Here is a 1967-nt window from a genome sequence, read left to right as displayed (position 1 = left end):
TGTCTCGTGGTGTTCGTCAGGTAAGAGTGACGAGCGCGCGATTTTGTTACGACCAACCCCGAGATTTTTTTCTCCGGCCCCGGAGAAAGGGCTCCAGCCCGGGTGTCCCCGCCCAGGGGAGGCGGCACGCGGCCGCGGAGCCTCGGCGCGGCCCCGCACACGGACCGGCACCGCACACGGACCGGCACCGTGTTATCCGACCGATACGCCCGCGGTTCCAACCCGGGAGCCCTCCGGCGGCGTTGTTTCGATACATGGACCGTTACGAGGGGTTCCATGAGTTCGTACGCGCCCGCCAGCAGTCGCTGATGCGGACGGCGTACCTGCTCACGGGGAACGCCCATCTCGCCGAGGACCTGCTGCAGATGGTCCTCATCCGGGTGGCCGCGCACTGGGCCAAGCTCGCCAGGAACGGCAACCCCGAGGCGTACGCCCGCAGAGCCCTGGTGAACCAGACCATCTCCTGGCGCCGGCGCAAGCAGGTCGAGCTGCCCGGGGCCGAACTGCCCGAGCAGGCCGCGACCGGGCAACTGCACGACGAGGCGACCGTACGCCGCCTCGCCCTGCAGCACGCGTTGGCCCGGCTCACCCCGAAGCAGCGGGCCGTGATCGTGCTGCGCTTCTACGAGGACCGCAGCGAGCAGGAGACCGCAGAGCTCATGGGCGTCTCCGTCGGCACCGTCAAGAGCCAGACCAACTACGCGCTGGCGAAGCTGCGCGCCCTCGCCCCTGAGGAGGTGTACCGGTGAGAACGCTACGCGAGGATCTGCGGGCGCTGGCCGAGCAGGCGCCCGACGTCGATCTGGCGGCGCAGGCGGTACGAGGTGCGCGCAGGAGGCGCGCGACCCGGCTGGCCGTGCTGACCGCCACCGTGACCTGCCTGATCGCGGGCGGGGGGGCAGCGCTGCTCCAGCAGGCACGCCCCGTGCCCGCGATCGTGCTCACCCCGCCGGAGACGAAGGTGCTTCCCCTGCCGGCGAAGGACGTCGGGCCGGTGGAGCAGGCGTACCAGCCGAGATGCCGGGTCGCCGCCGAGGAGTGCGCCGACCGCGCCTGGCGGATCATGACACGCGACGGCGAGACCTACGAGCTGGGCAGGGACGTGGCCGGCCCTCTGCAGGTCACGGCGGACGGCCGCAGGATCGCGTACTACAGCTCGAAGCATCGTGTGATCGTGGTGCGCGACCTGGCCAGCGGCAAGGTGTGGAAGTCGCCGCTGAAGCAGTCCGCGGAGGACTTCGCGGTCGAATACGCGCTCCGGCTGTCACCCGGCGGGCTGAGGTTCGTCGTGTCGGGGTGGGGCGGCCGGCGGGAGCCGAACAAGCTGGTGGACGTGGAGCGCGGGACGGTCGTCGACCTCAAGCGCGGGTGGTGGCCGGTGAGCGTGTCGGACGGCTCCGGGCCCGTCGTGCTGGCCAAGCCGTACGACATGACCAGTCAGGTGTGGGTGCTCGGCCACGCCCCGATCACCATCCAGGACTTCACCTACGACTACAGCGCCCTCGCCCCCGACGGGCGGACGCTGGCCCGGCTGGGGCAGACCTTCGACCGGGACCGGCGGCCGATGGTGGAGTTGGACGGCTCGATCGTGCTCTTCGACGCCGTGCGGGGCGGCCGCGAGACCCGCGTTCAGATGTCCGGCATCGCGGAGGGGCTGCGACCGAGCAAGCTCGGCGGCTGGTCGAACGGCACGGAACTGACCGTGCTCGCCGTGCCTCCGGAGCCGGACGGGCCGGCGGCGGTGGTGTACGCGGTGGACGTGCGGACGGGTCAGAGCCGGAAGCTGTTCGCACTGCGGGACGAGGGCCGGAGCGTGGTGCCGGGACTCGTCCGCTGACCGTGGCCGTACCCGTGCGGTGCCGACGTAGGGCGGGGCCTGTCCCGGTGGAAGGCCCTGCCCTCGGAGGACACCGGGTCCGTGCGGCCTTCTCGGCCCCCTGGCACGCTCGCACGGACCCGTCACGGCT

General features: G+C 71.5%; 2 protein-coding genes. Both read left to right on the top strand.

The window, feature by feature from the left end; genetic code table 11:
* Window positions 1-254: 254 nt before the first annotated feature.
* Window positions 255-749 carry a SigE family RNA polymerase sigma factor gene (locus ACFOWE_RS31730; RefSeq protein ID WP_377294401.1) on the top strand — a complete coding sequence of 165 codons (495 nt, stop codon included), beginning with the start codon at window positions 255-257 and terminating at the stop codon, window positions 747-749.
* Window positions 746-1837 (top strand): hypothetical protein, encoded by a 1092-nt coding sequence (locus tag ACFOWE_RS31725; protein ID WP_377294400.1) that lies wholly within the window; start codon window positions 746-748, stop codon window positions 1835-1837. The genes ACFOWE_RS31730 and ACFOWE_RS31725 overlap by 4 nt, the downstream gene beginning before the upstream one ends.
* Window positions 1838-1967: the final 130 nt, after the last annotated feature.

Source organism: Planomonospora corallina, assembly GCF_042650625.1.
GTDB lineage: Bacteria > Actinomycetota > Actinomycetes > Streptosporangiales > Streptosporangiaceae > Planomonospora_B > Planomonospora_B corallina.
Note: the sequence above shows the minus strand (reverse complement) of the source record. Positions and strands in the feature narration are given on the sequence as shown.

Coding starts and splice junctions, on each gene's coding strand:
- ACFOWE_RS31730 (WP_377294401.1), top strand. CDS start 255: ATGGACCGTTACGAGGGGTTCCATGAGTTCGTACGCGCCCGCCAGCAG.